This window comes from Streptomyces sp. NPDC014891, from assembly GCF_043081085.1.
Taxonomy (GTDB): domain Bacteria; phylum Actinomycetota; class Actinomycetes; order Streptomycetales; family Streptomycetaceae; genus Streptomyces.
The window spans coordinates 360,258-385,799 of sequence record NZ_JBIBWF010000006.1; the positions used below are offsets into that span (position 1 = coordinate 360,258).

Below are 25,542 nucleotides of genomic sequence, written 5' to 3' on the forward strand. Positions count from 1 at the left end.
GAGGCCCGTACCGGCCGTCGGGCCGGTACGGGCCTCCGCGCGTGCCGGTCGTGTCAGGGGAAGACCACCAGGGCCCGGCCGCCCTTGCCCGCGAGCATGTTCTCGAAGGCGCCCGGGATGCCGTCCAGGGTGATCCGCTCGGTGACGAGCGCGCCCAGGTCGAACCGGCCGGCGCGGATGTGCCCGGCGAGGACGGGCAGGTCGGCGGCCGGGTTCGAGTTGCCGTAGACGCAGCCCGCGAGGGTGCGGCCCCAGTGGAAGATCTCCAGGGCGTTGAAGGCGACCTGCTGGTCCTTGCCGCCGATGCCCACGACCGTGGTGCGGCCGCCGCGCCGGGTGGAGTCCCAGGCGGTGCGGATGGTGACGGCCCGACCGACGCACTCGACGGCCACGTCGACGCCCCGGCCCCCCGTCAGCCCGCGGATGTCCTTCGCCGTGGTCGCGGAGGCGACGACGTACTCGGTCGCGCCGGCCGCCCGGGCGAGTGCCTCCTTCTCCGGCGAGACGTCCACGGCCACGATCGTCGAGGCGCCCGCGATCCGGGCGGCCTGGAGGGTGGCGAGGCCGACCCCGCCGACGCCGAACACCGCGACGGTCTCCCCCGCGCGGACCCGGGCCGAGTGGTGGACCGCGCCCCAGCCGGTGAGGACGGCGCAGCCCAGGAGGGCGGCGTCGGTCAGCGGCACGCCCTCGGGCGCGGGGAGGACGCAGTTCCCCGCGACGACGGTCTCCTCGGCGAACGCGGCGACGTTCAGACCCGGGTGGAGCTCCCGCCCGTCCTCCGTGCGGGCGTGGAGGTTCCCGGTGCCGGTGAGCGCCTCGGCGCAGAGCCACACCTCGCCGAGGGAGCAGGGGTGGCAGCTGCCGCAGGAGGGCGCCCAGTTGAGGACGACGTCGTCGCCGGGGGCGACATGGGCGACGCCCTCGCCGACGGACACGACGGTCCCCGCGCCCTCGTGGCCGAGGACGGCCGGCACCGGAACCCGCATGGTGCCGTTGGAGAGCGACAGGTCCGAGTGGCAGACCCCGGCGGCCGCGAGCCGGACCCGGACCTGGCCGGGGCCCGGCTCGGGGAGTTCGATGCCGGTGATCTCCAGCGGGGAGCCCACGGCGGGCAGGACGGCGGCGCGGATCAGGCTCACGTGCGGTGCTCCTCGGGAGTGGCGTGGACGGGTCGGGGCGTCGGGCGGGCGGGTCCGGGGCCGATCGGGGCGTGGGGCGGGGCCGAGCCCCGGGCCGGGGCGGGCGTCGGGCGCGGCCGTCTGCCGGGCGGGGGCGTCGGGGCCGGCCGTGTGTCGGGCCGGGGCGTCGGGGCCGGCCGCCCCCTCAGAACTGGAGGGACTTGGTCTGGAGGTACTCGGTGAGACCGTGCGTGCCGAGTTCCCGGCCCACGCCGGACTGCTTGTACCCGCCGAACGGGGCCAGCGGGTTGAACCGGCCGCCGTTGATGTCGACCTGGCCGGCCTCCATGCGGCGGGCGAAGGCGACGGCCTGCCCGGGCTCGCCCCAGACCGCACCGGCGAGGCCGTACACGGTGCCGTTGGCGATGGCGAGGGCCTCCTCCTCGTCCTCGTAGCGCAGGAGCGAGACGACCGGCCCGAAGATCTCCTCCTGCGCGATGGTCATCTCCGGGGTGACGTCGGCGAAGACGGTCGGGGCGACGTAGTAGCCGGTCTCCAGCGGGGCCTCGGCCCCGCCGGCGACGAGCCGGGCGCCCTCCTCGACGCCCTTCTCGATGTAGCCGCGGACGCGCTCCAGCTGCTTGGCGTTGACCAGCGGGCCGAGGCGCTCGCCCGGGACGTACTTGGCGACTGCCTCGGCGGCCAGCGCCACCGCCTCCTCGTACCGGTCCGCGGGGATGAGAATGCGGGTCCAGGCGCTGCACTTCTGACCGGAGTTGGACATCACGTTGGCGACGCCGACGGAGACCGCCTTGGCGAGGTCGGCGCTGGGCAGGACGACGTTGGCGGACTTGCCGCCGAGTTCGAGGGCGACCCGCTTGACGGCGCCGCCCGCGAGGGCGCCGATGCGGCGGCCGACGGCGGTGGAGCCGGTGAACGAGACGAGGTCGACGTCCGGGTGCTCCGCGAGGGCCTGCCCCGCGACCGGCCCGAGGCCGGTGACCAGGTTGAACACTCCGGCCGGGAGGCCCGCCTCGTGCACGGCCTCGGCGAAGAGCTGGGCGGTCAGCGGGGTGTCCTCGGCGGGCTTGAGGACGGTCGTGCAGCCGGCGGCGAGGGCCGGGGCGACCTTGGCCACGACCTGGTGCAGCGGGAAGTTCCAGGGGGTGATCGCGGCGACGACGCCGACGGGCTCGGCGTAGACGGTGGAGTTGCCCACCTTCTCCTCGAAGGGGTGGGTGGCGGCGAGTTCCGCGTACGTCCCCGCCACGGCGATCGGCAGGCCGGCGTGCACGGCCGCGGCCAGTTGCGCCGGGGCGCCGAGCTCGGCGGTGACGGTGGCGGCGATCTCCTCGGCGCGGGCGGCCAGCGCGTCGCGCAGGGCGGCGATCCGGGCTCCGCGCTCGGCGGGCGGGGTGGCGGCCCAGCCGGGCAGCGCGGCACGGGCGGCGCGCACCGCCGCGTCGACGTCCTCGGCGGTGCCGGCCGGGACGTGGGCGATGACCTGCTCGTCCGCCGGGTTGAGGACGGCGATCGTGTCGGGGCCGGCGGCGGGGCGCCACTCCCCGTCGATGTACATCGCGTCGTGCGCCTTCATCCGATGTCTCCTCACACTGCCGACCGGTTCGACACCCAAACTAGCGCTGATAGTTTTTGGGCGCCAGGGTCTCCGCACGTGCCCCCGGTCTCACCCGGGACACCGCACGGCGGTCGCCGGACCGCGACCCCCTCCCCACCGATCGTGCCGCCCCCGGCCCGGCCCTGTCCACGGACGGCGCGGCGCGGTGGCGTGGACACGACCCCGCCCCGGTGGGCGCGCGCCGGGTCGGCGCGGCCCGCCGGGGCGGGGTCGGCCGCGGACGCCGTGGCACGGACGGCGGCTCCGCGGGACGGAACGACGGACGCGGCTGGGGCCCGTCGTTCAGATCTTCTGGGCGATGTCGGTGAGGTGGGCGAAGACGACGATGTTCGCGTCGTAGCCCTTCCCCCGCTCGAAGGCCCCGCCGCAGGTGAGCAGCCGCAGTTCGGGCCGCCCGGTGGAGCCGTACACCTCCTTGTCGGGGAAGTCGGCCTTGGAGTACGTGGCGACCCGGTCGATCGTGAAGACGGCGACCTTGCCGTCGGCGCGGGCGACCCGGACGGTGTTGCCGGGGCTGAGCGAGTCGAGGCTGACGAAGATGGCGGGGCCGGTCCGGGTGTCCCGGTGGCCGACGACGACGGCGGTCCCCCGCTCGCCCGGGCTGACTCCCTTCGCGTACCAGCCGACGATGTCGGGGTTGTCGACGGGCGGCGTGGCGAGCCGCCCCCCGGCGTCGAGACCGAGGTCCATCACGGGGGCCTCGATGGTGATCGCCGGAACGGCGACGGTGGTCGGGCGCGAACGCGCCAGCGGTGCGGGCGGGCGGGGCGCGGGAGCCGCCTTCGGCCGTGCGCCGTGGGCGGCCCGGGGCTTCGCCCCCGCCTTCCCCGCGGCACCCGCCCCGGACGTCGTCCCCTGCCCGGCGGCCGCCTTCGACTCGGACTTCCGCTCGGGCTTCTCGGGGTGCTGCTCGGGTTTCTCGGGGTGCTGCTCGGGTTTCGCCTTGTGGTCGAGGGCCGCCGGATCGCCGTCCGCTCCGCCCGCTCCGTGCGCCCGGCCGGCCACGGCGGGGGCGGCGGCGAGCACCGGGTCGACGGGCTCCTCGTCACCCGTCCACCAGTAGCCTCCGGCGACCAGGACCCCGGCGACCGTCACGGTCCTGGCGAGCCGGAACAGTCGCCGCCGGCGGCGCGTGAGGCGCGAGGACCTGCGGTGGGGCGGAGCCGTCATGGTGGAGGTCCTCGGATCGCAAGAGAACAGAACGAACAGATGATTCGATAATCCGACTATCTGTCACGATCGGGACCCAGCCGGTGAAGACGCGACCCGCCTCCGCCGCCTCCACCCGTACGGCCCACTCCCCCGGGCCGCAGGACGGCGACGGACTCCCGTTCGCGTTCGCGTTCGCGTTCGCGTTCGCGCTCAGATGATCCCGAAGAGGATCCCCGCCCCGAGCACCACCAGGGAGGTCAGGGCGGCCCACTTCACGGTGAACCTCGTGTGGTCGCCGAACTCCACCTTCGCCATGCCGACGAGGACGTACACGGCGGGGACCAGCGGGCTCGACATGTGCAGCGCCTGACCCACCAGGGAGGCCCGTGCGATCTCCACGGGCGACACCCCGTGCGCGGCGCCCGCCTCCGCGAGGACCGGGACGACGCCGAAGTAGAAGCCGTCGTTCGACATGAAGTAGGTGAGCGGGATGCTCAGCACACCGGTGACCAGCCCCATGTGCGGTCCCATGCCCTCGGGGATGGCGCCCACCAGCCAGTCGGCCATGTGCTTGACCATGCCCGTACCGGTGAGGACACCGGTGAAGACCGCTGCGGCGAAGACCATGCCGGAGACGTTGAGGACGTTGTCGGCGTGGGCCGCGATACGGGCCTTCTGCTCGGCCGGCCGCGGGTAGTTCACGGTGAGCGCGAGCGCGGCGCCGAGCAGGAACAGCACCGGGATCGGCATCAGTTCGAGGATCATCGCGGCGAGCAGCGCGACGGTCAGGCCGGCGTTGAACCAGTACAGCCGGGGGCGCAGGGTCGCGCGGTTCGGGTCGAGCCCCTGAAACCCCTCGTCCCCGCCGGGGGCCTCGCCCGGGCCCCGCGCATCCTCCGGTCCGGCGCCCGGCGCGTCGCCGGAGCCGCCCGCGGGCCTCTTGGTCAGGTCCACGGTCCCGCCGCCCCCGCCGCCCGTCGTGACGAGCACCGGGTCGGCCCCGGAGACGAGGACATCGTCCAGCGTGAGGTAGCCGATGCGCTTCCGCTCCCGGCGCCCGAGGACGTACGCGAGGACGAACACGAAGAGCAGGCCCGCGCCGAGCGCCGGGATCATCGGGACGAACACGTCGCTCGCGTCCAGCTTCAGCGCGGTCGCGGCGCGGGCCGTGGGGCCGCCCCAGGGCAGGGTGTTCATGACGCCGTTCGCGGTGGCGGCGACGCCCGTCATGACCACCAGGCTCATGCCGAGCCGCTTGTACAGCGGATACATCGCCGAGACGGTGATCATGAAGGTGGTCGAGCCGTCGCCGTCCAGCGACACGATCGCGGCGAGCACCGCCGTGCCCACGACGATCCGTACGGGGTCGGCCTTGCAGAAGCGCAGGATGCCCCGGACGATCGGGTCGAAGAGACCGACGTCGATCATCACCCCGAAGTAGACGATGGCGAACATCAGCATCGCCGCCGTCGGCGCCAGCGTGCCGACGCCTTCGATGACGTAGTCGCCGAGCCGGGCACCCTGCCCGACCACCACGCAGAACAGCGCGGGGATCAGGACGAGTGCCGCGATCGGCGACATCTTCTTCATCATGATCAGGACCAGGAAGGTCGCGATCATGGCGAAGCCGAGGACGGTCAGCATGGAGGACACCTCACGTTCACCCTTGAACTCCCGCCGAGCGGCGGCGGCCCGGACGACGCTAAGTGCCCCCTTCCGCCGTCAGCAAGGTGTTGACGCGTGAGCAATACGAGCAAAACCCCAGGTCAAAACGGGGTCACGGTAGGGGCGACACCTCGACGGGGAAGCCGTTCAGCACCGCCGTGCCCGACAGCGGGTCGAGCCGGGAGCCGTCCAGGAGCTGGTTGACGTTGACTCCGGGGCGCGCGGACGCGACGGCCAGCCGGGTGCCCGACCGGTCGTGCCCCCAGCCGTGCGGCAGGCTGACGACCCCGGGACGCACCCCGTCGGTCACCTCGACCGGGACCTCCAGCTCACCGCCCTCGCCCTTGATGCGGGCGAGGCCGCCGTCGGCGAGCCGCAGCCGGGCCGCGTCGTCCGGGTGCACCTGGAGGGTGCACCGGTTCGTGCCGCCGTTCAGCACGGGGGTGTTGTGCAGCCAGCTGTTGTTCGAGCGGAGGTGGCGGCGGCCGACGAGCCGTACGGTGCCGGCGTCCGGCACCTCGTCGAGCGCGGCGCGCAGCCGGGGCAGGTCGGCGGCGAGCGGCGCGGCGAACAGCTCGATCCGCCCGCTGCGGGTCTTGAGGACCTGCGGGAGACGCGGCTTGAGCGGGCCGAGGTCGATGCCGTGCGGGTGGGCCCGCAGTGCGTCGAGGGTGAGCCCGTACGGACCGAGGCGCAGCATCAGGTCGAGCCGGCGCTCGGGCCCGGTCTCCCCGCTGAGCCCCGCCGCGAACTCCGCCGGGTCCGCGCCGTGGGCCGGCGAGTGCTCCTGGGTCACCGCCTTGGCGAGGGTGGTGTCGATGGCGAGCTGGTCGACCGCGGACGGCGGTGCCCCGTGCATCCCGGAGACGGCGAGGATGAGCCGGGCGTGGATCTCGCACTCGTCCATCCGGTCCGCCTCCAGGGGGACGGCGGGCGGGGTGTAGCGGACCTGGTCGCGGACGGCGAGGGCGTTGAAGGCGAAGTCGAAGTGGGCGCTGCGCGAGGGCGGCGGCGGGGGCAGGAGGACGTCGGCATGGCGGGTGGTCTCGTTGAGGTACGGGTCGACGGCGACCATCAGGTCGAGGGAGCCGAGCGCCGCGTCGAGGCGGTCCCCGTCGGGCGCGGACAGGACGGGGTTGGAGGCGACGGTGAGGAGCGCCCGGATGCGCCCCTCCCCCGGGGTCTCGATCTCCTCGGCGAGCGCGACCATCGGCAACTCCCCCTTGACCTCGGGGTGGTGCGAGACCCGGCTGTGCCGGCGGCCGAGGTCGAAGCCCCTGCCGGGTCCCGCGGGGCGCGGGGCGGGCGCGGTGGCGGAGAGCGGGAAGAGGGCGCCGCCGACCCGGTCGAGGTTGCCGGTGAGGATGTTGAGGACGTCGACGAGCCAGTTGCCGAGGGTGCCGTACGCGACGGTGGAGCTGCCCATCCGACCGTAGACGGCGGCGGTGGGCGCGGCGGCGAGTTCCCGGGCGAGGGCGCGGAGGGTGTCCGCGTCCACGTCGCAGGCCTCGGCGACCGCCTCGGGGCGGAAGTCCCGCACGGCCTCCCGTACCTCCTCGACCCCCTCCACCCGGGCGGCGAGCGGGCCGAGGTCGGTGAGGTCCTCCTCGAAGAGGGTGTGGACGAGGGCCGCGAGGAGGAGCGCGTCGGTGCCGGGGCGGATCGCGACGTGCCGGTCGGCGAGGCGCGCGGTGCGGGTGCGCCGGGGGTCGACGACGGTGAGGGTGCCGCCGCGTCGGCGCAGTGCCTTGAGCCTGCCGGGGAAGTCGGGGGCGGTGCAGAGGCTTCCGTTGGAGTCCAGGGGGTTGGCTCCGAGGATCAGCAGGTGGTCGGTGCGGTCCAGGTCGGGGACGGGGATCGCGAAGGGGTCTCCGAACAGGAGGCCGCTGGAGACGTGCTTGGGCATCTGGTCGATCGTCGACGCCGTGAAGAGGTTCCGCGTGCGCAGGGCGCCGATCAGCAGGGGCGGGTAGAGGGCGCCGGCCATCGTGTGCACGTTGGGGTTGCCCAGGACGATACCCACGGCATCCGGCCCGTACTCCTCGATCAGCGGACGGATTCTCGCCGCGATCGTGTCGAACGCCTCCTCCCAGGTCGCCTCCTGGAGTCGGCCGTCCTTCCGGACCAGCGGCGTGCGGAGCCGGTCGGGGTCGGCGTCGACCTCGGGCAGCGCGGCCCCCTTGGGGCAGATGAAGCCCTGGCTGAAGACGTCCTCGCGGTCGCCGCGCGCCCCGGTGACCCGGGAGCCCTCGACGGTCAGGGTCAGTCCGCAGGTCGCTTCGCAGAGCGGGCAGATGCGCAGGGCGGTGGGCATGGCGTCTCCCTGGGGCGGCGGTCGGGGCCGGGGCGTCGGCCCGCCGCGAGCATACCGACCGGTAGGCACGCCGGGGAGGGTTACGACAGGGAGGGCGCGAGATAGGCGTGAAGGAGCTGCCGGGTCTCGTCGATGACGGCGGGGTCGCCCTCGGGGGCGGCGCGGAAGGCCAGCCGGACGAGGGTGTCGGCGGTCTCGACGCCCACCCGGACCTTCCGCCGCAGGGCCTCGTCGGCCGGGCGGCCGAGGTGGTCGGCGAGCAGGTCGCAGATCCGCTCGGCGACCAGGGCGTTGGGGTCCTCGCCGGCCTCCTCGGCGGCGGGCACGCCGAAGTCGACGAGGGCGAAGCCGGGGACGGTCCGCTTCATGGCGATGAACTCGTCGAGGACGCCGTCGATGGCCGCGTGCGGGTCGGGGTCGGCGGCGGCGTCGAGGTGGGCGGCGATCCGCTCGGCGTACCGGTCGAGGTTCCGGTGGGCGAGTGCGGAGACCATCGCCCGCTTGTTGTCGAAGAAGCGGTAGACGGAGCCGATGGGGACGCCGGCGCGGGCGGCCACCGCCCGGGTGCTCAGCTGCTCGTAGCCGGTCTCGTCGAGGAGTTCGGCACAGGTGTCGAGGATTCGGGCGAGCCGCTCGGCGCTCCGCTGCTGCACGGGTGTGCGGCGGAGCGTGGACGGGGCGGGGGCGTGGGACTGGGGCACGGGTCCATGATGCCGGTCCCGGCCGGGAGGCGGGCGGGTCAGGCGATCAGCAGGCCGATGCCGCCGAGGGTGTACGCGATCATCAGCGCGAACAGCGGGAGTTGCCCGGCGACCGCGCGGTCGGCCGGGAAGAGGCGCACGGACCGGTCATGGGCGGCGACCACGCCGAGGACGTGACCGGTGACGATCGCGGCGACCTGGAGCGTCGCGAGGCCGCCGGGAGCCAGGAACGGGGCGGGTGCGGGGGCGTTGTCAGTGCCCCCTGCCATCATGACGGTGCGTGGTACTTCGGTGACGAAGAGCGAGAAGTAGTGGGCGACGAGATAGCCGAGGGCGATGGGCAGGAGCGAGTGGGCGAAGGAGGTGAGCGGCGTGGTGAGGGTGCGGTTCATCAGGCGGAGGGCGCCGGCGCAGAATCCGTAGCAGGCGGCGACGAGGGCGACGGAGGCGAGCAGGCCGAGGGTGGCCGTGGGGACGGGGCCGAGGGGTGAGGTCTGGAGGGCGGTGATCCAGCGGGGGTTGTCGGAGAGGCCGTCGTAGGCGGTGGAGCCGAGGAGGACGCAGACGGCGGCGACGAGGCCGGGTGTCTGCGGGGTGGCGTCGAGGCCGTGGAAGGGGGAGCGGAGGACGAGTCGGCCGTCGGCGCGGCGGCCCAGGGGGGACAGCCGGGCGAGGAGGGAGGAGTACACCTCGAAGGGGTCGGCGTGGGCGAACCACCGGTCGCCGTGGCGGGCGGCGCCCAGGAGCAGGACACCCGTGTGGACGGCGAGGGCGGCCAGGAGGGTGGCGGAGGAGGTGTTGTCGGGGGCGACGAGTTCGAGCCAGGTGAAGAGGAGGAGACCGAGGGCGGCCGGGCGGATGCCGAGGCCGGCGGGCAGGGGGCGGGGGTTCCGCGGCGGACGGAGTGAGTGGAGCGCGCGCAGGGGGTTGAGGAGGCGCCAGACGGGGCCGAGGAGGAGGGAGGCGGGGACGAGTCCGACCCAGAGCAGGACGTAGACGGCGCCGGGCGCGGGGTTCCGGTCGGGGTCGTCGGGGCCGAGGAGGAGGTGGAGGAGGACGAGGAGGGCGGCGGCCGCGCCGAGGAGCCGGAGCGCCGCGCGGGTGGCGGGGGCGTCCGCGACCCGCTGGAGGGCGGCGGGGAGCGGACGTCCCGACAGGTCGCCGCGGAAGCGGGAGGAGGACCAGAGCAGCCCGAGGGCGAGGAAGGAGACGAGCAGCGCGGCGAAGGCGCCCGCGTAGGCGTAGAAGGGCGAGAGGGGGAGGTCGTGTTGCGCGCCCACGCCGTGGGCGAGCGGAAGTCCCGGGCCGGGGCCGGTCGGGAGGGCGTGGACGGGGGCGAGCGCGGTGGTCGGCGGGGTGAGGGTCGGGGAGAGGAGGCCGGTCATCGGACGACGAGTTGGGTCAGGAGCAGCCCGGAGCCGTGGGTCTCGACCTCGAAGAGGCCGGTGCGGTCGACGGTGAGGGTGAGGGTGGCCGGGGTGCCGGGTGCGAGGGGGAGTTCGCGGTCGTAGCCGTGCACGTGGAGGGTGTCGGCGCGGTCGGAGGTGACCCGGAGGGTGAGGCGCTCGCCCTTCTTCAGCTCGATGCGGGAGGGGGGTGGTGCGACGGTCGATCCGGAGACGGCGATGTCGACGGTGCGTCCGGTGGGGGTCGGTGCGGGCTGAGGAGCCGGAGGCGTGGTCGGGGGCGACGCGCCGTCCAGGCGCACGGTGGCCTGGACGGGGACGCCGGCGACGGCCCAGGCGGTGTGGTCGTCGGCGTGGAGGCGGACGGTGACGGTGCGGGTGCCGGCCGGCACGTATCCCCACGGGCCGTAGAGGCGGCCGGCCTCCCGGCCGTCGACGAGGAGGCGTGCGTGGCCGCGGCCCGGGAGGGCCGCGCCGCCGGTGCTGTCGGGGGTGAAGCGGAACCTCTCCACGGTGAGGTGGATGTTCCACCCGCCCTCGGTGTCGGGGCGGGTCTCGACCCGGACGGCGGGCGCCTGCGACGTGGGGAGTTCACGCAGCCGGTGTCCGCCCTCGTCCCGAGCGGAGAGCAGGGTGCCGGCGCCGCCGGTGGCCTCCTCGTGACGAGTGCCGGGCTTGTGGTGGGTGGTGGCCCGGCCGCCGCATCCGGCGAGCAGCAGGACGGCGACGAGGACCGCGACCAGGGCATGCGGCCGGCGGGACGCGCCGGTCAGGGGCCGCCTCACGCCGAGGCCTCGCCGTGCGGCCGGGTCTCCCCTGTGCGCCCGGGCGGTCGGGCCTCCCCGGTGCGCCCGGGCGGTCGGGTCTCCCCCGGTGCGCCCGCGCCGCCGGGGGCGCCCGCGCCCGCGCCGGCCGCGGGGCCACTCGGAGTGTCCGCCCCGAGGCCGCCCGGGGTGTCCGCGTCGGGGTTCCGCAGGGTGTCCTGCTCGGGGTTCCGCGGGGTGTCCGCGTCGGGGTTCCGCGGGGTATCGGGCTGCGGTGGGGCGGCCGGGGTCGGGGACGGGCCGCGGGCTCCCGCTGCCACGACCGCCCACAGCACCCAGACGACGCCCAGCAGGAGGCGGAGCCAGGCGGGGCTCACGGGGATGCCGGGGACCATCAGGATCGCCTTGTCGAAGGCGTCGAGGAGGGTCAGGGCGCCGAGGAGCACGGTGGCGGCGGCGAGGACCGGGCGGACGGGACGGAGGGCGAGTCCGAGGAGGGTCCACCAGACGCCGGTGAGGAGCAGGGCGAGGGCCGGGACCGCGGTCGGGGTGAGGGCGAGGGTGGAGCCCGCGACGTCGAGGGCGAGGCCCGCGAGGCCGATGAGCATGGCGACGCCCGCGAGGCGGTGGCCGCGCAGCCGGCGCCGCCAGAGGGCGAGGCCCGCCAGGGCGAGGACGAGGGAACTGCCGAGGGCGAGTTGGGTCTCGACCCGCTGGAGGCCGCGGGCGCCGTACCAGTCGCAGCCCGCCGGGAGGCGGCGTGCCTGGACGCTGTAGTCGGCGCAGACGAGGAGTTGGGCGAGTTTGACGGGTTCGCCGACGAGCCGGTCGGTGCCGCCGGAGACGTCGCCCCGGCGCGCCCCGCAGTCGGGCAGGGCGCCGGGGCTGGCGGCGCCGGCGTCGGACTGCCAGCAGTTGCCGCTGCCCTGGCCGTCCCACCACACGTCGGTGCGGTTGGGGCGGGCGGTGCCGGCCCTGTCGACGCCGAGGCGGTTGCCGGCGTAGCGGTTGTGGTGGGAGGTGTCGGTCTGCTTGCCCCAGGCGGACTCGCCGCGGATGAAGGCGGGGACGGCGCTGAGGTAGAAGGCGGCGCGCTGGTGGCCGTAGACCCAGTTGTCCTCGTAGAGGTTCCAGTTGCCGCCGGCGGTGATGATGCCGGTGCCGGGGGGCATCGAGATCTGGGGGCAGACGACGCCCTGTTCGTAGCCGCGGTCGACGGGCGGCCGGGCGCAGGTGCCGTCGGCGACGTACCGGTAGTAGTTCTGGTTGTTGTCGTGGATGAGGTTGCGTTCGAAGCGGGCGTGGTTCTGGGGCAGGCCGGGGTGGCCGGGGAAGGCGGAGTCCATGGAGGCGCCGCCCATGTTGTGGTCGAACTCGTTGTCGTGGACCCAGACGGAGTCGCCGGCGGTTCCGGAGTAGCCGACCATGTTGTGGTGGCTCCGGCAGCCGGTGATCTCGATGGAGTAGCGGGGGACGTCGTACCCGCGGCCGTCGTTGATGTCGGAGGCCGAGCCGGGGTAGATGCCGGAGTCGCCGTTGCCGTAGGACTCGCAGTTCTTGTAGAGGCCGTGGTCGGAGGCGAAGGTGAGGAAGCCGTACTCGTCGTTCCAGCGGGTGAGGACGTCGTCGATGACGAAGCCGTCGGCGGCGAGGACGTACAGCGAGTTGAACGTGGTGCGCTGGGCGGTGAAGTTGCGGAAGTAGACGCCGTCGCTGCCGTCCGCCCGCAGGGCGTTGAGCTTGCGGTACCCGGCGTCGATGACCACGTCCAGGCGCGAGGCCCCGGTGCCCTCGATCTGGAGGTTCTTCTTGCCGAGGACGGCGACGAGGTTCTGGTTGTGCGGGCACTGGCGCTGCTGCTCGTAGCTGAGGATCTGGTAGCCGAGCGAGGAGGTGCGCGCCTCCAGGGCGGCGCAGGCTCCGGTGGGCGGGGGCTGCGAGGGCTCCTCCTCGTACAGGCCGGGGAGGATCGCGATGGTGAGGCCGGGCCGGTCGACGGCGTCGACGGCCTGCTGGAGGTGGCGGTAGCCGTCGCGGGCGCAGCGCTCGTAGAGGGTGAGGTTGCGGGCCTTGAGGGGGGCCGGGAAGCCGGCGATCCGGCGTTCGAAGGCGGCGCGGTCGGTCTTGCAGACGAGGAGGTCGGGTTCCCCGGTGCGGAGTTCCGGCACGCTGCCGGAGCCGTCGGGGAAGGTGACGGGCCGCTCCTCGTGGGCCTGGGCCCCGGGGGCGGTGAGCAGGCTCGCGGCGAGCGCCGCGAGCACGACCGAGAGCGCGAGGACGAACCTTCGGGTCCAGGACATGCGCGTGAGAGTAGAGCAATGCTCATCTTTTGGGACCCCCTCGCGCAGGCCCGTTTTCCGGGCACCCCGCCGCCACCGCGCGCGCCGGCGGGAGCCCTTTCCCGCCACCCGCCGGCCGGCACCCCGTTGACGTGGGACGCGCGGAATCCTACGGTCATGCATAGGATTCCCTTGTGGGCTTCCCTTGTGGGCTCAGGACAGGAGCGGGCGATGACCACGGAGCAGGCCGAGAGGCGCGAGCGGGCCAGGAAGACGGCCGAGGCGCTGGGCTACAGCACCGGATTCGGCAACGAGCACAGCTCGGAGGCGATCCCCGGCGCACTGCCGCACGGCCGCAACTCGCCGCAGCGGGCACCCCTCGGCCTCTACGCCGAGCAGCTCAGCGGCAGTGCCTTCACCGAGCCGCGGGCGCACAACCGGCGCTCGTGGCTCTACCGGATCCGTCCCTCGGCGGCGCACCCGCCGTTCACCCGGATCGACAACGGCGCCGTCCGTTCGGCGCCCTTCGACGAGACCGTGCCCGACCCCAACCGGCTCCGCTGGAACCCGCTGCCCGACCCCGCCCCCGGCACCGACTGGCTGGCCGGCCTGTGGACCCTCGGCGGCAACGGCGACGCGACGCAGCGGGCCGGGATGGCCGTGCACCTGTACCACGCGAACGCCTCGATGGACCGGGTCTTCGGCAACGCGGACGGCGAGCTGCTGATCGTGCCGGAGCGCGGCGGGCTCCTCCTCCGCACCGAGCTCGGCCTGCTCGCCGTCCACCCCGGCGAGGTCGCGCTGATCCCGCGCGGGGTCCGCTTCCGGGTGGACGTCCTGGAGGAGAGCGCCCGCGGCTACGTCTGCGAGAACTACGGAACCCCGTTCCATCTCCCGGACCTGGGCCCGATCGGCGCCAACGGCCTGGCCAACGCCCGCGACTTCCGGGCCCCGGTGGCCGCGTACGAGGACGTCGAGGGTCCGGTCGAGGTCGTCAACAAGTACTGCGGCAACCTCTGGTCGGCGACGTACGGCCACTCTCCGCTCGACGTCGTCGCCTGGCACGGCAACCACACCCCGTACGTGTACGACCTGCACCGCTTCAACGTCATCGGGACGATCTCGTACGACCACCCGGACCCGTCGATCTTCACGGTGCTCACCTCGCCCTCCGACACCCCGGGGCTCGCGAGCGTGGACTTCGTGGTGTTCGCCCCGCGCTGGCTGGTCGGCGAGGACACCTTCCGGCCGCCGTACTTCCACCGCAACGTGATGAGCGAGTACATGGGCCTCATCGAGGGCGCGTACGACGCGAAGGCGGAGGGCTTCGTCCCCGGCGGCGGCTCGCTGCACAACATGATGTCCGCGCACGGCCCCGACCGGGAGACCTTCGACCGGGCGAGCGCCGCCGAGCTCAAGCCGCAGAGGATCGACGACGGCCTGGCCTTCATGTTCGAGACCCGCTGGCCGGTGACCGCGACCCCGCAGGCCGCGGAGGCCGACCACCTGCAGAGCGGATACGACGACGTATGGCAGGGTCTTGAGCGCCACTTCCGGCCGTAGTGTCTCGGCCGTAAGCCCGTAGCCTTCGTACGGAGAACCCGTGACCGCCTTCGCTCCCGACTCGCTGGTCCTGAACCGCAAGCTGCCGCTCTGGTACCAGGTCTCGCAGTCGCTGCGCGCCTCGATACTGGGGCGCACGCCCGACGCCTCGCTGCGGCTGCCCACCGAGGAGCAGCTCGCGGCGCACTACGGCGTCAGCGTGCTCACGATGCGCCAGGCCCTCAAGGAACTGGAGGAGGAGGGCCTGATCAGCAGGCACCGGCGGCGCGGGACCTTCATCGAGCCGGGCGCGCGGCGGTCCACCCCGCGCCGGCTGCTCGGCTCGATCGACGCGATCGTGGCCCAGCAGTCCGGCGAGCGGACGACGGTCCTCGGACACGGCGCCGCGCCGGTGCCGGGCGAGCTCGCCGAGCACTTCCCGGACCTGGCGGAGATCGTGGCGTACCGGCGGCTGCGCCGCGACGGCGAGAGCGGCGAGCCGACCAACTGGGCGGAGAACGCGGTGCGTCCCGAGCTGGCCGCCGCGGTCGATCCGGCCGATCTGGAGCGCTGGCCGATGACGAAGGTGCTGCGGGACGTCGTGGGGGTGCGGATCAGCCGCATCACGGACACGGTCGAGGCCCGGCTCGCCGACCCGGAGACGGCGTCGCTCCTGGAGGTCCCGCTCCTGTCGCCGATCCTCCACTACACCGGCGTGACGTACGACGAGGAGGGCCGGGTCGTCGACGTGGCCCGCATCCGCTACCGCGGCGACCGCTTCTCCTTCACGGTCACGGTCGAAGCCCAGTAGAACCGTCGAGCCGTCGCCCCGCCGAGCCGGGACCTCCCGCCCGCCACCACCCGAGCCCGCACCGCCGCACGGCCCGCACCCCCGGCGAACCGCATCGCCGCACCCCCTCACCCGGCCGCACCCCGCCGCACCACCTGCACCGCACCCCCCGCACCCCCGCACTCCGCACTCCGCACCCCGCACCGGCGGGATCCCGCCGACGGTGGAGTCCCGCGGCCGGTCGTCGTTAGCATGCGGGGCGTGACGGAAGCCCCCGGAGCGAACGACGCCGATCCGCCCCGCCCCGTCGGCGCGCCGCCGGTCGACGACCTGCCCCTCCTCGACGACCTCATGCCGTGGTCCGTCGCGCCGCTGCGCTTCGGCCGCTCGTGGATCGTGGCGCCGGACGCGCGGACGCTGCGGTCCCGCTGGGACCGCCTGGTCGCCGCCGAGGGGGCCGAGCGGGAGGCCCTGTTCCGCCCCAGCCGGGCGCGCACCCCGGCGAGCGCGGTCGCCGCGCTGCCGGGCCAGCGGACCGGGACCGTGCGCTGGTCCCGCGAGTCGGGGCCGTGCCCGGAGCCCGTGCGGGTCGCACGGGGGCCCTTCGACGAGCAGCTGCTGCTGCCCGACCACCGGCTGATCGACACCGCGCGCCCGGAGCTGTGGCGGGTCGCCGGGAAGCCTCAGCTCTTCGCGGTCGAGCAGGGGTACGTGCCGGGGGCGGCCGGCCCCGCGGTCCTGGTGACGTCCGCGCTGCCCGAGGGCCGCTCCCCCGCGGGCCGTCCGGGCCGGATCCGCCCGCTGTTCCGGCGTCCCGGCGGGGTGGAGCCCAATCTCGCCCCGGGCCTCCTGGCCTTTCTCGGCGAGCGGTACGGGCGCCGGGTCGACGCCCTGGAGTGGCTCGCGTGGACGGTGGCGGCGGCCCGGCCCTCGCCGGCCGGCTGTCGGGTGCCGCTCCCCGCGGACCCCGAGGTCTGGACGGCGGGCGTGGCCCTGGGCCGGGAACTCGTCGACGTCCAGGCGCGGGGCGCGCTCAGCGGGACGAAGCCGCGACTGCCGGGCGGGCGCCGCCCGTACGTGCGGGCGGCCGTGCCGCCCCGCCCGCGGACGCTGACCTACGAGGCGGGCGACGAGGCCCTGTGCCTCGACGCGGGCCGCGTCTCCCCCGTGCCCGTGGAGGCCTGGGAGTACAGCGTCGGCGGGACGCGGGTCCTGGAGCAGTGGTTCGCGCACCGGACCGCACCGGTGGAGCCCGGGACGCTCGACGCGATCGGTCCGGCGGCCTGGCCGCAGGAGTGGACCTCTGAGCTGCTCGACCTGGTCACGGTGCTGGCGCTGCTCGGCGCGCGGGAGGCGGAGCGGGCCGCTCTCGCCCCGGAGGCGGCGGCCTCCGCGGACCGCGAGGAGCTGCGGGGCGCGGGTGTGCTGCCGCCGCCGGCCGGGTCCCGGCGGCCCGCCTCCGTGCTCGACCACCAGGAGGAGGGCCCGGAGGGCCAGTTCATGCTGCTCTGACGGCCCCTCCGGCGGTGCCGGCAGCCCGGGCCGGGGTCCGCGGGTGACATGTCCCCTGGTGACAGGGACCGGCCCCGCGGGGTAGGCAGGGTTCTCATGAGCACTCAGCCACTCCCCCTCGACGGCATCACGGTCGTCGCCGTCGAGCAGGCCGTCGCCGCTCCCTTCGCCACGCGGCAGCTCGCCGACCTCGGCGCGCGCGTCATCAAGGTCGAGCGCCCCGACGGCGGGGACTTCGCCCGGGGGTACGACACGGCGGCGCGCGGACTCGCCTCCCACTTCGTGTGGTGCAACCGGGGCAAGGAGTCCGTGGCGGTCGACCTCAAGGACCCGCGCGGTCTGGCCCTCGTCCGCCGGCTGGTGGCGGGCGCGGACGTCTTCGTGCAGAACCTCGCCCAGGGCGCGGCCGCCCGGCTCGGCCTGGACGCCGCCGCCCTGTGCGCGGCCCACCCGCGGCTGATCGCGGTGGACGTCTCCGGGTACGGGGCGACGGGACCGTACGCGCACCGGCGGGCGTACGACATGCTCGTCCAGTGCGAGGCGGGTCTGGTCTCGGTGACGGGCACGCCGGAGCAGCCGGTCAAGTCGGGGATCCCCGCGGCCGACATCGCCGCCGGGATGTACGCCTTCTCCGGTGTCCTCGCCGCGCTCGTGCGGCGCGGCACCACCGGCCGGGGCGGTCCGGTGGAGGTGTCCCTGCTGGACTCGCTCGCGGAGTGGATGGGGCACCCGTTGCATCACGGCATGCACGGGGGCACGCCCCCGGCGCGAACGGGGCTCGCGCACGCGGTGATCGCGCCGTACGACGCCTACCCGACCGCGGACGGGGGCCTGGTGCTGCTCTCCGTGCAGAACGACCGGGAGTGGCGGCGGCTCGCGGAACAGGTGATCGGCCGGCCCGAGCTGGCGGAGGACCCGGACTTCGCGACGAACACGGCCCGGGTGGCCGGGCGGGCGGCCACGGACGCGGTCGTCGCCGCGGCGCTGGCCCCGCTGACGGCGCCCGAGGCGCTGGCCCGGCTCGACGCGGCGGGGATCGCCTGCGCCCGGCTCAACTCGGTCGCGGAGCTCGCCGACCACCCCCAGCTGACCGGCCGGGACCGCTGGCGGGAGGTGGAGTCGCAGGTGGGGCCGCTGCGTTCGCTGCTGCCGCCCCTCGTGTTCCCGGACGCCCCCGAGCCGCGCATGGGCCGGATCCCGGCCCTCGGGCAGGACACGGACGGGATCCTCGGGGAACTCGGGGTGCCGGAGGCCGAGGTGAGGGAGCTGAGGGGGGCGGGGGTGGTCGCCTGAGGACCGCGGACCGCCCGGCCCCGTACGGGGAGGGGTCGGGCCCGTGGCCGGACACGACGGAACGCCGGACGGGCGGGGACACGTCCGGCGATCTCGTGGTCGTTCGGTCGGAGTCGTACGGGCGACCGGGCGGGAGCGGGCGGGAACCTCGGGGTCGCTCGACCCGGCGCACCCGGCGGCTAGCGGCGCGTTCCGAAGAGGGAGCGGCGCAGGCGGCGGAGCGGGGCGAAGAGCGAGACCCGCGCGCTGCGGCTGCGGTGACCGTGCACCGGGACCTCGGGCGCACGCGAGGTGAGCTCGCGCATCAGCAGGGTCGCCTCGGCCACCTCCCGCTGCGGTATGGCGGGACCGCCGAGCACCGCGAGGTGGCGGTCGAGGCGCGAACTCGTCGCGCTGCTCCCGCAGGTGATGGCAGGCACTCGCGGCCTGCTGCGCATTGCTATCTGTTCCATGTCACTCCCCACCCGTACAAGGGCACCCGACCCAGGGCAGGTTAACCCTATCGCCCCGCGGTGACACCCGTGCATCCCGGCGACGGGATTCACGGCACTCGTACGGGGGTTGACGGTCACCGTCCGAATCCGTCTGATTCCAGGGCGAGTTGGACAGGGCTCGAACACCTGCCGAACCGTCACGAACCATCCTGCCCTCCTGACCCTCCCCACCGCCTACCCGGATCCGTGTGATCTCCACCACCAAGATCGCCACCGCGGCGCCGCGCGCGGCCGGCCAGGACACCGGCGCAGGACCGGGGACGGGAGGACCCCCCTCGGCTACCGTGGATCCATGACGGTGATCGCGGGTCGTTACCGGCTGCTGGACGTCCTCGCCGAGGGGGCGACGGGCACCGTCTGGCGCGCCCTGGACGAGACGGACCGCCGCGAGGTGGCCCTCAAGGAACTCCGGGCCCCGGAAGACCTCCCGGCGGACGAGGCGCTCCTCCTCTACGCGCGGCGCGAGCGCGAGGCCCGGGCCGCCGCCCGGATCTCCCACCCCGCCGTCGTGCGGGTCCTCGGCGTCGCCACGGAGGACGGCCGGCCCTGGGTCGCCATGGAACTGGTACGGGGCCTCACCCTCGCCGAGACGCTGGAGGCCGACGGGCCGCTGCCGGCACGGGAGGCCGCGCGGGTGGGGGCCGAGGTGCTGGCCGGGCTGCGGGCGGAGCGGGAGGCGGGCGTCCCGCACCGGGAGGTGGATCCCGAGCACGTCCTCCTCGCCAACGACGGACGGATCGTCGTCACCGGCTTCGGCACCGCCCCGGGGGACGATCCGGGGCCGGCGGCCGAGCGGCGCGCCCTCGGACGGCTCCTCGCGGCGGCGCTGCCGCCGCCGTCGGCCGCGGAGGACGAGGGGGTCCGGGAGCTGCGCGCCCTCGCCGAGGAGTCGGCGGGCGAGGACCGGGACCACCCCGCGGACCCGGATCGGGTCGAGCGGGAGCTGCGGCGGCTGGCGGCGGGCGGGACGCGGCCCGCGCCGACCGGCTCGGCCGGAACCGCCGGACCCTCCGTAGCCCCGTCCGGCGCGTCCGCCGGTCGCGCCGGAGCGGGGCGGGGCCGGCGGGACGAGGGCGACGGCGAGGGCCGCGGGGGGAGCGTCTCCGCGGCGGGCGTCGGTGCGGCGCCGGACCCGGCCGGTCCGCCCGTCCGGGCGCGATCGCCCCGGCGGTCCCATGTCGTGCTCGCGGGAGTGGTCGGCGCGCTGCTCATCGCGGGGGCGCTGGCGTACCACCTGGTCCGCGACGACGAGAGCGGCACCGGGCCCGGGCCGGGCGGTGTCACGAGCACCGCTCCGGCCGACCCCGGCGCCTCGGACGGCGGTTCCGCCACACCGCGCCCCTGAGGGTTCGCGCTACACCGCGTTCCTGAAGGTGGGCAGGTAGCCGCCGGACTGGCCCGAGGCCGTCGGGTGGTAGGACTCCCCGATGTTCAGCCAGTTGACGCTGTGCAGCCAGGCGGAGCCGGAGCAGATCTCATGTCCGGTGAACGCCGGGACGACACTGGCGAAGCTGTAGCCGTGGTCGGCCGCGCGCTTGGCGACGGCCGCGTTGAGGTAGTCGGAGGCTCCGTTGATGGCGCGGCGCTCGTTCTCGCTCAGCCCCGCGATGCAGCTGCCGCTCAGCTGGTAGAAGCGCGGGTAGCCGAGGACGACGACGTGGGCGGCGGGGGCCTTGTTCCTGATCGCCGTGTAGACGGAGTCGAGCTTGCCGGGGAGCGTCGTGTCGACATAGCTCTTGGCCTGATTCACACGGCTGATGCAGGTGGCTTCGGACTGCAGCACACAGGTGGTCATGACGTCGGCGAAACCGGCGTCATTTCCCCCGATCGTGACGGAGACCAGGTCGGTGGCGGCGGAGAGAGGGCCGAGCTGATTGGCGGTCACATCACCCGTTCGGGCGCCGGAGCAGGCGGTGAACGCGAACGAGGAGGGGGCGTTCGCGTTCTTCCACAGCACCGGGTACGCCTTCGTGGAGCGCTTGCAGTCGCCGCTGGCGCTGTCGTAGCTCCCGGCGCCCACGCCGGAGGAGTACGAGTCTCCGAGGGCCACGTAGTCGAGCGCGGCGGTCTCGGCGGCCTGGGCGGCGCCCGCCCCGGTGAGGGCGAGGACGGCACCGAGGAGGAGCGAGGACGAAACGGCGGCAAAACGGGACAGTCTCATGGAACCTCCCTTTAGCAGGATCTCTGCGCTACCAGGTAGTAGCATCGGATCCGCCGCGCCGGAAGTGTTCATGTCAAAAGTGAGGGTGAACATCATCCGACCCTCCGTCATGGACCGTCGGGTTTCGGCCAGGAGCGGGCGGCGTCACCGATCGACAGGGAGTGGTCGGATCAAGACAGGAAGCGGAAGCTCCGGTCCCGCGTAACGATCACATGTGAACGCGACACATTCGCACAACAAAGCACAGAAGACTGACTTCACCTCAGTGTTCTCTGCACGCAAACGGATTGACCGAATCCGATCGGGATGGTTGCACATCTGACCGTCGAAGCTTCGCCAAACTACGGAAAAGCGGGCCACAGATCAGGGACTTGCCATACAGTCCCATTCATCAATACCGTCGTACATCTCACCCGCACCGATCCATCACGCAAGCGGCTCAGGGGAGGGCTCTCGCGTCGCCGATGGCCTCGGTGCGGGGCGCGGTAGGGGGGTGCCGTGCTCGGTGTTCGAATGTGCGCCGGGTCGCGGGTACCGCGCGGCCAGACATGCCAACTCGCCGATTCCGCAAGGAGATCGTGCATCCGCGCGGGCGTGGCGAGAACCCCCCTTTCGAACCGGACACACCATCGGACCGCCCAAGGGGTGGGCGGTCCCACCGGACGAGAGGGAAGACCAGACCTATGAGCTCGTTCCTGCGCCCATCCGTCTCGGGCGAAGAAATAACCGAGCCGAGTCGAATAGCCGCCCAGTACCGGGCCATCACCTCTCATCTGGCGATCACTCCGCCGGTGAGTGTCGTCATTCCCGCGATGAACGAAGCCGAAAATCTTCCGTACGTCTTCAAGACGCTGCCGGAATGGATTCACGAAGTCGTCCTCGTCGACGGAAATTCCACGGACAACACGGTGGACGTCGCCCGTGAGCTCTGGCCCGACGTCAAGGTGGTCAAGCAGGTCGGCAAGGGCAAGGGCGACGCGCTGATCAGCGGCTTCGCGGCCTGCACCGGCGACATCATCGTGATGGTCGACGCGGACGGTTCGGCGGACGGCCAGGAGATCGTCTCGTACGTCTCCGCACTCGTCGGCGGCGCCGATTTCGCCAAGGGCTCCCGCTTCGCCAACGGCGGCGGCACCGACGACATGACGACGATCCGCAGACTGGGCAACTGGGCCCTCTGCACCCTCGTCAACCGCAAGTTCGGCGCCCGGTACACCGATCTCTGCTACGGCTACAACGCCTTCTGGCGGCACTGCCTCGACAAGATCACCCTCGACTGCACCGGATTCGAGATCGAGACCCTCATCAACATCCGCGTCGTCACGGCCGGCCTCAAGGTGCAGGAGGTGCCGAGCCACGAATACAACCGCATCCACGGCGTCAGCAACCTCAACGCCGTACGCGACGGAATCCGGGTCCTGAAGGTCATCCTCAAGGAGAAGGCGGTCAGCAGGGCCGCCCGCCGCAGGCCCGCCCCGTTCTCGGTCAGCGTCCCCCGGGGAGAGGCGTCTTGAACGACCGCACGTCCCCGCACGGCTTCTCGGTGGTGATCTGCGTCTACACGGAGGACCGGTGGGAGGACATCCTCACCGCCGTCGACTCCGTCCAGAACCAGTCCCTGCCCGCCCTGGAGACCCTGCTCGTGGTCGACCACAACGAGCGGCTCCTGTCCCGGCTGACCGAGGAGTACGCGGAACCGCGGCCCACCGAGGAGGTCCGGGTGCTCGCCAACGCGGGCCCCCGCGGCCTCTCCGCCGGCCGCAACACCGGAATCGCCGCCGCCCGCGGCGAGTTCGTGGCCTTCCTCGACGACGACGCCGTCGCCGAACGGGACTGGCTCCACCACTTCTCCGCGGCCTACGACGACCCGCGCGTCATGGCCGTCGGCGGCCGGACCCTGCCCTCCTGGGCCTCCGGCCGCAGACCGGCCTGGTTCCCCGAGGAGTTCGACTGGGTCGTCGGCTGCACGTACCTGGGCCTGCCCGGCGGCCGCGTCCCGGTGCGCAACGTACTCGGCGGCAACGCCTCCTTCCGCCGCACCGCCTTCGACGCGGCCGGCGGGTTCGCCACCGGCATCGGACGCGACGGCGACCGGCGGCCGCTGGGCGGCGAGGAGACCGAGCTGTGCATCCGGCTCGCCAAGGCCGTGCCCGAGGCGGTGCTCCTCATCGACGACCGGGCGGTCATCCACCACAAGGTGCCCGCCGTCCGGGAACGCTTCGCCTACTTCCGCACCCGGGTCTACGCCGAGGGTCTCTCGAAGGCGCTCGTCGCCCGCAGCGTCGGCGCACAGAAGGGCCTGGAGTCCGAACGGCGCTACACGACACGGGTGTTGCCCGCCGGTGTCCTGCGCGGGATGCGCGACGCGCTGCGCGGCCGCTCCGGCGGCGCGGGCCGGGCCGGGGCGATCGTCACCGGCGTGACGGTCGCCGCCGGCGGCTACGCCCTGGGCACCCTGCGGGCCCGGCGGCACGGCACGACCTTCTCCTGGGGGCCGATCGAACGGGCCGGGACCGCGGCGGAGGGGACCGCGCTGACCAGGGCGCTGACCGGCTCCGCGGGCACGGAGGCCGCCACCAGCGCGCCCGCGCCGGGCGACGAACCCGCCACCGCGGGCACGCAGGCGCGGCCGGCGGAGGCCGTGGGCTCCGAAGGAGGGGCCCGGTGACCGGCACCGGCCCGGCCGAGGGCTCCACCGCCCCCGTCCCCATCCTCATGTACCACGCGGTCGACCCCGACCCCGCGCCCGCGACCCTGGGACTCTCCGTGACCCCCGAGGCCTTCGCGGCACAGATGGGCGTGGTCGCCGAGCGGGGGTTCACCCCGCTGACCACCGCCGCGCTCGCCGCGGCCTGGCGCACCGGCGGCGAGCTGCCGGCGCGACCGCTGCTCGTCACCTTCGACGACGGCTACGAGGGCGTCCACCGGTACGCCCTGCCGGTGCTCGGCAAGCACTCCTTCGCCAGCACCGTCTTCGTCTCGACCGGCTGGCTGCGCGGCCGGCACGAGACGGGCGGCGCCCTCGACACCATGCTCGACTGGGCTCAGGTGCGCGAACTCGCCGACGCGGGAACGGAGATCGGCGGCCACAGCCACACCCACCCCCAGCTGGACCAGCTGGACGCACGCACGCTCCGCTTCGAGACGCTGCGCTGCCGGGAGATCGTCGGCGAGGAACTCGGAACGGCGCCGGTCTCCTTCGCGTACCCGTACGGCTACTCCAGCCGCCGGGTCCGCCGGACGGTCCGGGAGGCCGGCTTCACACAGGCCCTCGCCGTCGGCAACGCGCTGGCCAGGCGGCGCCAGGGACCGTACGCCCTGGAGCGGGTCACGGTGCGCCGGTCCACCGGCGTCGAGGAGTTCACCCGGCTCGTGGAGGGGCGGGCGATCGCCCGGACGTTCGCCGCGGACCGGGCCCTGACGAAGGGGTACGCGCTCGCGCGGCGCGCCCGGGGCGCGGCGCGGGGTCACTGGATCTGAGCCCCAGGTCCGGCTCGGGGAGGCGGACCCTCGGGGAATCGCCCCGTTCAAAACCCGGTGCACGGAATGCCCGGTTGCCCGATCATGGGGCCCATGGCTGACACCCCACCGGTACCGTCCGAGCCGCAGCGGTCGCTGCCGATCCGGCTCACCCTCGACGACAGCGACTCGCCCGCGGACGTCGTGGACGCGCTGTTCCTCGGCCGCTTCGCGACCGGGGAGCAGCCCCACTCGCACAGCACCACCGTGGACCGGGTCCGGCCCGAGGCGACCCTGCTGCCCGCCGGCGCCACCGTGCTGCGCGCCGCGAAGGACGACGACCGGAGTGCCCTGCTCGCCGAGGGCGAGGGGTGGACGCTGCTGGTCTCCCGCTGGAACCGGGGCGCCGACGTCACCGTGACCGCCTCCGACCCCGAGCTCGCCGACCGGATCCTGAAGGAGGCCACCGACGGGGCCAAGGACGAGCCGGAGCCCCAGCCGGAGAACGTGACGATGGGGTTCTGGTACGTCTCCCCGCGGCGCGGCCCGCACCGGACGACCCGGCAGATCAGCGCCGGGACCTGGGAGGAGGTCCGGCCCAACTACTCGGCGCCGGTCGCGGAGTCGATGGACCGGCTGATGCGGGTGACGCCCGACTCGATCTCCGGTCGTCTCCTGCTGCTGCACGGACCGCCCGGCACGGGCAAGACGTCCGCGCTGCGCACCCTGGCGCGGTCCTGGCGTGACTGGTGCCAGGTGGACTGCGTCCTCGACCCGGAGCGGCTGTTCAACGACGTCGGCTATCTGATGGACATCGCCATCGGGGAGGACGAGGGCACGGCGAAGGGGCGCTGGCGGCTGCTGCTCCTGGAGGACTGCGACGAGCTGATCCGGGGCGAGGCCAAGCACACGGCGGGGCAGGCCCTCTCCCGGCTGCTGAACCTGACGGACGGTCTGCTCGGGCAGGGACGCAACGTCCTCGTCGGGGTCACCACCAACGAGGACCTGGAGCGGCTCCATCCCGCGGTGGTCCGGCCGGGCCGCTGCCTGGCCCGGATCGAGGTGGGCCCGCTGACCCGGGCCGAGTCCGTGGAGTGGCTCGGGCGCGCGGACGACGTGCCGCGCGAGGGCGCGACGCTGGCCGAGCTGTTCGCCCTGCGCCGCGGCACGCCCCCGGCGGACCTCCCGGAACCCCGCACGGCGGGGGCGGGCCTGTATCTGTAGGACGGCCGGGGCCCCGCCGGGTCCCC

At 74.1% G+C, this 25,542-nt stretch carries 20 protein-coding genes; 9 read left to right on the forward strand and 11 right to left on the reverse strand.

Going from position 1 to position 25,542, the window contains the following annotated elements; translation table 11 throughout:
- Window positions 1-53: 53 nt before the first annotated feature.
- The 9 genes from ACF09E_RS20085 to ACF09E_RS20125 form a co-directional block, all read right to left on the reverse strand.
- Window positions 54-1,136, reverse strand: coding sequence for a Zn-dependent alcohol dehydrogenase (locus ACF09E_RS20085; RefSeq protein WP_392206420.1), 1,083 nt, complete (start codon window positions 1,134-1,136; stop codon window positions 54-56).
- A gap of 190 nt (window positions 1,137-1,326) precedes the next feature.
- The gene (locus ACF09E_RS20090; protein ID WP_392206343.1) at window positions 1,327-2,718 is read right to left on the reverse strand and encodes an aldehyde dehydrogenase family protein; all 1,392 of its coding nucleotides are present in this window, start codon (window positions 2,716-2,718) and stop codon (window positions 1,327-1,329) included.
- Window positions 2,719-3,042: 324 nt separating this feature from the next.
- Window positions 3,043-3,930 carry a class F sortase gene (locus ACF09E_RS20095; protein WP_392206344.1) on the reverse strand — a complete coding sequence of 296 codons (888 nt, stop codon included), beginning with the start codon at window positions 3,928-3,930 and terminating at the stop codon, window positions 3,043-3,045.
- Window positions 3,931-4,122: 192 nt separating this feature from the next.
- On the reverse strand, window positions 4,123-5,556 hold the full coding sequence (locus tag ACF09E_RS20100; protein WP_392206345.1) for a CitMHS family transporter: 1,434 nt from the start codon (window positions 5,554-5,556) through the stop codon (window positions 4,123-4,125).
- A 133-nt stretch (window positions 5,557-5,689) separates the two neighbouring features.
- On the reverse strand, window positions 5,690-7,891 hold the full coding sequence (locus tag ACF09E_RS20105; RefSeq protein ID WP_392206346.1) for a molybdopterin oxidoreductase family protein: 2,202 nt from the start codon (window positions 7,889-7,891) through the stop codon (window positions 5,690-5,692).
- An 80-nt stretch (window positions 7,892-7,971) separates the two neighbouring features.
- Window positions 7,972-8,592, reverse strand: coding sequence for a TetR family transcriptional regulator (locus tag ACF09E_RS20110; protein ID WP_392206347.1), 621 nt, complete (start codon window positions 8,590-8,592; stop codon window positions 7,972-7,974).
- Window positions 8,593-8,630: 38 nt separating this feature from the next.
- A complete protein-coding gene (locus ACF09E_RS20115; protein WP_392206348.1) occupies window positions 8,631-9,977 on the reverse strand; it encodes a hypothetical protein in 1,347 nt (448 codons plus the stop codon).
- Complete coding sequence (locus tag ACF09E_RS20120; RefSeq protein ID WP_392206349.1) at window positions 9,974-10,783, reverse strand: hypothetical protein; 810 nt, start codon at window positions 10,781-10,783, stop codon at window positions 9,974-9,976. The genes ACF09E_RS20115 and ACF09E_RS20120 overlap by 4 nt, the downstream gene beginning before the upstream one ends.
- The gene (locus ACF09E_RS20125; protein WP_392206350.1) at window positions 10,780-13,062 is read right to left on the reverse strand and encodes a right-handed parallel beta-helix repeat-containing protein; all 2,283 of its coding nucleotides are present in this window, start codon (window positions 13,060-13,062) and stop codon (window positions 10,780-10,782) included. Before ACF09E_RS20125 ends, ACF09E_RS20120 begins: the two co-directional genes overlap by 4 nt.
- A gap of 210 nt (window positions 13,063-13,272) precedes the next feature.
- On the opposite strand from ACF09E_RS20125, the gene hmgA reads away from it, so the two are divergent.
- From hmgA to ACF09E_RS20145, 4 genes are all read left to right on the forward strand, one after another.
- On the forward strand, window positions 13,273-14,604 hold the full coding sequence (gene hmgA, locus ACF09E_RS20130; protein WP_392206351.1) for a homogentisate 1,2-dioxygenase: 1,332 nt from the start codon (window positions 13,273-13,275) through the stop codon (window positions 14,602-14,604).
- Between the two features lie 40 nt (window positions 14,605-14,644).
- Window positions 14,645-15,394, forward strand: a complete 750-nt coding sequence (locus ACF09E_RS20135; RefSeq protein WP_392206352.1) for a GntR family transcriptional regulator — start codon at window positions 14,645-14,647, stop codon at window positions 15,392-15,394.
- 231 nt (window positions 15,395-15,625) lie between these two features.
- Window positions 15,626-16,885 carry a type ISP restriction/modification enzyme gene (locus ACF09E_RS20140; RefSeq protein WP_392206353.1) on the forward strand — a complete coding sequence of 420 codons (1,260 nt, stop codon included), beginning with the start codon at window positions 15,626-15,628 and terminating at the stop codon, window positions 16,883-16,885.
- A gap of 96 nt (window positions 16,886-16,981) precedes the next feature.
- Window positions 16,982-18,178, forward strand: a complete 1,197-nt coding sequence (locus tag ACF09E_RS20145; protein ID WP_392206354.1) for a CaiB/BaiF CoA transferase family protein — start codon at window positions 16,982-16,984, stop codon at window positions 18,176-18,178.
- Window positions 18,179-18,357: 179 nt separating this feature from the next.
- On the opposite strand, the gene ACF09E_RS20150 is transcribed toward ACF09E_RS20145, so the two are convergent.
- Window positions 18,358-18,630 (reverse strand): hypothetical protein, encoded by a 273-nt coding sequence (locus ACF09E_RS20150; protein WP_392206355.1) that lies wholly within the window; start codon window positions 18,628-18,630, stop codon window positions 18,358-18,360.
- A 334-nt stretch (window positions 18,631-18,964) separates the two neighbouring features.
- On the opposite strand from ACF09E_RS20150, the gene ACF09E_RS20155 reads away from it, so the two are divergent.
- Window positions 18,965-20,017, forward strand: coding sequence for a protein kinase (locus ACF09E_RS20155; protein ID WP_392206356.1), 1,053 nt, complete (start codon window positions 18,965-18,967; stop codon window positions 20,015-20,017).
- A gap of 9 nt (window positions 20,018-20,026) precedes the next feature.
- Here the strand turns inward: ACF09E_RS20155 and ACF09E_RS20160 are convergent, their stop codons facing one another.
- Window positions 20,027-20,833 (reverse strand): SGNH/GDSL hydrolase family protein, encoded by an 807-nt coding sequence (locus tag ACF09E_RS20160; RefSeq protein WP_392206357.1) that lies wholly within the window; start codon window positions 20,831-20,833, stop codon window positions 20,027-20,029.
- 683 nt (window positions 20,834-21,516) lie between these two features.
- Here ACF09E_RS20160 and ACF09E_RS20165 point away from each other — a divergent pair.
- The 4 genes from ACF09E_RS20165 to ACF09E_RS20180 all read left to right on the forward strand — a co-directional run bounded on the left by ACF09E_RS20165 (window position 21,517) and on the right by ACF09E_RS20180 (window position 25,516).
- Window positions 21,517-22,347 (forward strand): glycosyltransferase family 2 protein, encoded by an 831-nt coding sequence (locus tag ACF09E_RS20165; protein WP_392206358.1) that lies wholly within the window; start codon window positions 21,517-21,519, stop codon window positions 22,345-22,347.
- Window positions 22,344-23,501, forward strand: coding sequence for a glycosyltransferase family 2 protein (locus ACF09E_RS20170; RefSeq protein ID WP_392206359.1), 1,158 nt, complete (start codon window positions 22,344-22,346; stop codon window positions 23,499-23,501). Before ACF09E_RS20165 ends, ACF09E_RS20170 begins: the two co-directional genes overlap by 4 nt.
- A 47-nt stretch (window positions 23,502-23,548) precedes the next feature.
- Window positions 23,549-24,313 carry a polysaccharide deacetylase family protein gene (locus ACF09E_RS20175; RefSeq protein ID WP_392206421.1) on the forward strand — a complete coding sequence of 255 codons (765 nt, stop codon included), beginning with the start codon at window positions 23,549-23,551 and terminating at the stop codon, window positions 24,311-24,313.
- A gap of 84 nt (window positions 24,314-24,397) precedes the next feature.
- The gene (locus ACF09E_RS20180; protein ID WP_392206360.1) at window positions 24,398-25,516 is read left to right on the forward strand and encodes a DUF5925 domain-containing protein; all 1,119 of its coding nucleotides are present in this window, start codon (window positions 24,398-24,400) and stop codon (window positions 25,514-25,516) included.
- Window positions 25,517-25,542: the final 26 nt, after the last annotated feature.

What these genes read in the sequence shown, in the direction of transcription:
- hmgA (WP_392206351.1), top strand. Translation starts at nt 13,273, where the DNA reads ATGACCACGGAGCAGGCCGAGAGGCGCGAGCGGGCCAGGAAGACGGCC.
- ACF09E_RS20125 (WP_392206350.1), bottom strand. Translation starts at nt 13,062, where the DNA reads ATGTCCTGGACCCGAAGGTTCGTCCTCGCGCTCTCGGTCGTGCTCGCG.
- ACF09E_RS20145 (WP_392206354.1), top strand. Translation starts at nt 16,982, where the DNA reads ATGAGCACTCAGCCACTCCCCCTCGACGGCATCACGGTCGTCGCCGTC.
- ACF09E_RS20090 (WP_392206343.1), bottom strand. Translation starts at nt 2,718, where the DNA reads ATGAAGGCGCACGACGCGATGTACATCGACGGGGAGTGGCGCCCCGCC.
- ACF09E_RS20160 (WP_392206357.1), bottom strand. Translation starts at nt 20,833, where the DNA reads ATGAGACTGTCCCGTTTTGCCGCCGTTTCGTCCTCGCTCCTCCTCGGT.
- ACF09E_RS20165 (WP_392206358.1), top strand. Translation starts at nt 21,517, where the DNA reads ATGAGCTCGTTCCTGCGCCCATCCGTCTCGGGCGAAGAAATAACCGAG.
- ACF09E_RS20180 (WP_392206360.1), top strand. Translation starts at nt 24,398, where the DNA reads ATGGGGCCCATGGCTGACACCCCACCGGTACCGTCCGAGCCGCAGCGG.
- ACF09E_RS20155 (WP_392206356.1), top strand. Translation starts at nt 18,965, where the DNA reads ATGACGGTGATCGCGGGTCGTTACCGGCTGCTGGACGTCCTCGCCGAG.
- ACF09E_RS20150 (WP_392206355.1), bottom strand. Translation starts at nt 18,630, where the DNA reads ATGGAACAGATAGCAATGCGCAGCAGGCCGCGAGTGCCTGCCATCACC.
- ACF09E_RS20095 (WP_392206344.1), bottom strand. Translation starts at nt 3,930, where the DNA reads ATGACGGCTCCGCCCCACCGCAGGTCCTCGCGCCTCACGCGCCGCCGG.
- ACF09E_RS20140 (WP_392206353.1), top strand. Translation starts at nt 15,626, where the DNA reads ATGCGGGGCGTGACGGAAGCCCCCGGAGCGAACGACGCCGATCCGCCC.
- ACF09E_RS20105 (WP_392206346.1), bottom strand. Translation starts at nt 7,891, where the DNA reads ATGCCCACCGCCCTGCGCATCTGCCCGCTCTGCGAAGCGACCTGCGGA.
- ACF09E_RS20175 (WP_392206421.1), top strand. Translation starts at nt 23,549, where the DNA reads ATGTACCACGCGGTCGACCCCGACCCCGCGCCCGCGACCCTGGGACTC.
- ACF09E_RS20100 (WP_392206345.1), bottom strand. Translation starts at nt 5,556, where the DNA reads ATGCTGACCGTCCTCGGCTTCGCCATGATCGCGACCTTCCTGGTCCTG.
- ACF09E_RS20115 (WP_392206348.1), bottom strand. Translation starts at nt 9,977, where the DNA reads ATGACCGGCCTCCTCTCCCCGACCCTCACCCCGCCGACCACCGCGCTC.